4 protein-coding genes are annotated in these 4,404 nt (G+C 70.0%); 1 reads left to right on the forward strand and 3 read right to left on the reverse strand.

The window, feature by feature from the left end:
• Positions 1 to 139: 139 nt before the first annotated feature.
• Together NXI30_28930 and NXI30_28935 are read right to left on the reverse strand one after the other, a co-directional pair.
• The gene (locus NXI30_28930; GenBank protein MCR9098265.1) at positions 140 to 1,009 is read right to left on the reverse strand and encodes a MaoC family dehydratase; all 870 of its coding nucleotides are present in this window, start codon (positions 1,007 to 1,009) and stop codon (positions 140 to 142) included.
• A gap of 44 nt (positions 1,010 to 1,053) precedes the next feature.
• Positions 1,054 to 1,797, reverse strand: coding sequence for an SIMPL domain-containing protein (locus NXI30_28935; protein ID MCR9098266.1), 744 nt, complete (start codon positions 1,795 to 1,797; stop codon positions 1,054 to 1,056).
• 160 nt (positions 1,798 to 1,957) lie between these two features.
• Here NXI30_28935 and NXI30_28940 point away from each other — a divergent pair, with 160 nt between their 5' ends.
• Positions 1,958 to 3,076 (forward strand): hypothetical protein, encoded by a 1,119-nt coding sequence (locus NXI30_28940; GenBank protein ID MCR9098267.1) that lies wholly within the window; start codon positions 1,958 to 1,960, stop codon positions 3,074 to 3,076.
• Between the two features lie 34 nt (positions 3,077 to 3,110).
• Here NXI30_28940 and NXI30_28945 read toward each other — a convergent pair.
• Positions 3,111 to 4,404: hypothetical protein (locus tag NXI30_28945; protein MCR9098268.1), on the reverse strand; the 1,294-nt coding region annotated here is incomplete at its 5' end.

Genomic DNA, 4,404 nt, shown 5'->3' on the forward strand with positions numbered 1-4,404 from the left:
GGAGCGGCAGCCCCGGCGAGCGCCCGCAGCCGGCGGAGCGGCAGACCCGGCGAGCGCCCGCAGCCGGCGGAGCGGCAGCCCCGGCGAGCGCCCGCAGCCGGCGGAGCGGCAGCCCCGGCGAGCGCCCGCAGCCGGCGGACTAGTCCGCGAGGGCCGAGGCGTCGCCGAGGATCACGCGCGTCCCGTCGGTCTTCTCGACCCAGACGTCGCAGGAGATCCGCGTCTTCGTCCCCTCCTGGACCTCGTCCCGGATCTTCGCGTGGGCGCGAACCGTCTCGTCGACCCAGAGGACGTTGGTCAGCTTGACCGACATTCGGCCGCCCTCGAGCCAGCCCATCCCGAAGTGGTCCTGCATGACCTGCGAGACGAAGCAGGTCGACATCATGCCCTGGACCACGATGTTCGGGAAGCCGAGCTTCTTCGCCTCTTCGCGGTCCGTGTGATAGTTCTTGCCGGGGCCGGAGAACATCCAGCAGCGCCGGTCGTCGATCACCTTCTCGACCGACGCGAGGTCGGGGCCTTCCGCGGTCGGGAAGGGCGGGCGCGGCTTCTTCTTCGCTGCGCTCTTCTCGTCGACGACGTAGCCACCGGCGTCGTCCTTCTTCTCGGGGAGGAAGGACTGGTAGGTCCGTCCGCGGACGAGGAGCCGCCCTTCGTCGCCGGGCTCGGCGCTCATCAGATCGGTCTCGTTCACGACCCAGTCCCGGCCGCGCTTGGGGTAGCGGTCGATGATCGTCGAACGGGTACGGACCTTCGAGCCGACCGGAATCGGCGCGAACATCGACCAGTCCTGCTGGCCGTGAAGGTTCCCGAAGAGGTTCTTCAGGTACCACTGCCCGAGATGCGCATAGCATTCGGAGTGGTGCAGGAGCGGCGGCGCGAAGCGCTGGTGGAGCGGGTGCGTGTCCCCGAGCGCGTCCTGGTAGAAGGCCACGGTCCGCTCGTCGATCTCATAGACGTTCGATCCGCAGTGTCGCCCGACGTACGCGGGCTCGCCCATGAGATTCATGTCGGCTCCTCGGTTCGCGCGCCCGCGCTTTGCGGGCGCGGCGCTCAGTCGAGTCGGACGGTACCGGATGCCTGCACGCGGATCTCGCTCGTTCCCGCGGCGAAGGACGGCGGTGGCGCCGCGCTCGAATACGCCATCGCGCGCTCCGCCCGGTAGACCGGCGGCGGCGTCGTTCCGCTCGCGCCCACGTTCACCTCGGCGACGGACCATTCCTTCGCACCGAGCCCCTCGGCGACGAGCTTCGCCCGCGCGCGGAAGCGCGCGAGGGCTTCCTGGATGAGGGCGTCCTCGATCTCCTGGCGGGTCTCACGCCGGACGCTGAACTCGATTCCCGAGAGCAGGACCGCATCGGACTGGAGGAGGCCGACGAGGGTCGAGAGCGCGTCGCTGTCGCCGGATTCGAGCAGCAGGGTCTGGCTCGCGCGCCAGCGGACGACGCGACCGTCGTCGTAGACGGGTTGCGTGGAGTAGCCGCCGGTTCGGACCTCGATCCCGGCGGCACGCTCCGCGCGCTCGAGGGCGGTCTTCATCGAGGCGTTCACCTCGGCCGCCACCCCGGCGGCCTGCTTGCCCTCGGCCTGGACCGTCATGCGCGCGGTCGCCCAATCGTTGGCGACCTCGCGCACGGCTTCGACCTGGAAGGTGGCTCGGTTGCGCGGTCCGTGTCCGCCGCCGTGGTGTCGGCGGGCGGTGCCGTCCCCGTCGCCCTCGGCACATGCGACCCCGGTCCCGAAGGACAGGGCGATGAGCAGGGCGCAGGCAAGAAAGCGGAAGGTGGACGGTTTCATCGGTCGTCTCCTGTGCGATGGACGGGATTCTACGCGTTCGACGGCGCAAAGCGCCCGGGGAAGCTCACCTTCGACGCCGCAAAGCGCCCGGGGGTGCCACTCTTCGGACCATCGGCCCGCCGGTCCGCGCTACGCTGCGCACCGCGAGGAAGACCTGGCCGTGACGCCCACGACGATCCCGATCCCCGACGACATCTTCGACGAATGGATGGCGCTGCCCCTGGGCTCCCAGAGCGAGGATCCGCGCTTCGAGATCGAGCGCGTCCCGCCCGAGCGCTTCGAAGCGGTCTACGATTGCGTGGATGATGCCTTCGGGCGTCGTCGGGATCGCGCGCTCTTCGACTGGCTCTACCGAGAGAACCCGTACGGGCTCGCCCGGGTCTGGACCACGACCGAGGTCGCGACGGGTCGGGTCCTCAAGACCGGCGCTTTCTTTCCCTGGCCGATCTGGCGCGGCGATACGCCGCGCGCTGGCTCGCTCTCGGGCGACTCGGCGACCGTCCAGGACTGGCAGCGCAAGGGCCTCGCGGCCGAGCGCCGACGCGTACGCCGAACCCACCCGATGAGCAGCACCTTCGCGACGATCGCCGGTCCGAACGAGGGCTCGCGGACGGTCGCGGTCAAGGCCGGCGAGAGCAGCACGATGGTCGGGGAGCTGACCGGGGGCGTCGCCGCGCTCGGTGGATCGGACCTTGGACGCCGAGCGGGTCTGCCGGAGGCCCTCGCGAGACCGGTGGGGGCCGTCGCCGGCGGACTCTTCGCGGCCTGGCGCGGGTTGACGCTCCGGTCGGGCCGGGGGCTCCGCTTCGAGGTCGTCGATCGGTGTCCGTCGGACTTCGATGCCGTCACGCTCGCGACCATGCGCTTCGAGCACTGGTGGACGCCGCACAACGCGACGTTCCTCAACTGGCGCTACGTCGATCACCCGGCGGAGACCTATCAGCCGCTCGCGCTGGTCGACGCGTCGAACGATCGGCCGGTCGCCTACGCGGTCGTCCGGCTCGCCGGAGTCCAGAGCACCCTCGCGGAGTTCGCGGCCGCGCCGGAGGCGGCGCCTGCGCTGCTCTCCCACGCCGTCCGCTTCGCGCGGGAAGCGGGGGCCGAGTCGATGAACTTCTTCGGGACGCCGGTATGGCGCCACTGGCCGCTCTTTCGGCGGGCGGGCTTCCTTCCCTACCGGACGGACAACTACCTCGACGCCATGGACTGGGAGGACAAGCAGTTCTCCGAGGACATCACGAAGTGGCAGGTCACACCGGGTGACCGGGACTACCACTGACCCCGCTCGCCGTGCGGGCGCGCTCGACCCGCGATCAGAGCTGGATCGGTACGAAGTCGTACTCGAAGCTCAGCACGACGAAGAAGGTATCGATCCCGGGGCGATCGATGCCCGGTCCGGTGACCTCGGTCCGCCGGTAGCGTCCGTCGAGGGTCGCAGCGAGCTCGTCCTCGATCCGGAAGCGGGTGCCGACGATCGCGGTGTAGTTGTCCCGTCGCTGGTCGCGGGACCGGACCTCCGTGATCGCGAGCAGGGTCTCGTCCCGCTCGGCGTCGATGGTCAGATCGGCATCGTCGACGAGCACGAAGTCGATCCGGGTCGAGTCCGTGAGGGTCTCCCGACGATCCCAGCTGCCTGCGGCGAAGACGCTCCAGCGGCTGTTCGACGGTGCGTACTCGACCTCGCCGAAGACGCGATCGAGGCTCGACGCGAGGCCGTCGCCGGTCGTCGAGCTCTGGCGGCGCTGGTAGGACGCGGTGAGGTTCCAATCCGGGAGGTTCGCCGTCAGCGTCGCGCCGCCGAAGAAGGTCAGCTGCTCGTCGTCGCCCACCCGGGGCGTCGTCGGGTCGACGGCGAAGCCGATCAGCTCGCCGAGGCCCTCGCCTCCGGTCGGGTTCGAGACCGGCGCGAGCGTACAGTTCGACGCGAAGCGCTGTCCGCCCACGGGCGCGCCGCAGTTTCCGAGCTGGGCCCGGCGGGTCTCGCCGCCCTGCCGTCCGCCGACGAACCGGGTCTGCGCGACGCGCGTGATGTCGTCCTCGTCGGACCGGACCCAGGACGGCCCGCCGTTGGCGCTGAAGGTGATCGCGTCGGTCACGATCCAGGTCCAGGTGGCGAAGGCGCTCACGAAGTCGCCGGTCGAGCCGATGCGCGAGAGGGCTTCCTCGAAGTCCTGTCGGGTGTAGGACACGCCCGCGCCGACGAAGTGGACCGGAGAGACCTGGTAGCGGAGCTCGGTCGCCCCCTGCCACGCGGTGCTGTCGTTGCGGTCGAGATTCTCGTCGAAGTCGACCCACTGATGCTCGCCGCGCAGGCGCAGCTCGAGCAGCTCGGTCAGATCGTGGATCAGCTCGAGCTCGAACTCGTTCCGCAGGTAGCGATCCTGGGTCGGGTCGAGGGCGGTGTCCGCGACTTCGATGTCCTGGCGGCCGAAGCGCAGGTTGGAGATGTCGCGGAAGCGATTCGTCACGCGGACGCGGGTGCGCTCGGTCAGGTCGTAGGTCGCGCGGGCGCGGAGCCGGCTCTCCCACGCATCGACGCCGTCCTGATCGACGTAGGCCTGATAGAGCCCGCCGAACTGGATCTCGTACCGGAAACGACCTTCCTGA

The organism is bacterium (genome assembly GCA_024742285.1).
Lineage (GTDB): Bacteria > Myxococcota_A > UBA9160 > UBA9160 > UBA4427 > UBA4427.

Bases quoted from the DNA above. Each gene is read 5' to 3' on its own strand.
- NXI30_28930 (MCR9098265.1), bottom strand. From the start codon at position 1,009: ATGAATCTCATGGGCGAGCCCGCGTACGTCGGGCGACACTGCGGATCG.
- NXI30_28935 (MCR9098266.1), bottom strand. From the start codon at position 1,797: ATGAAACCGTCCACCTTCCGCTTTCTTGCCTGCGCCCTGCTCATCGCC.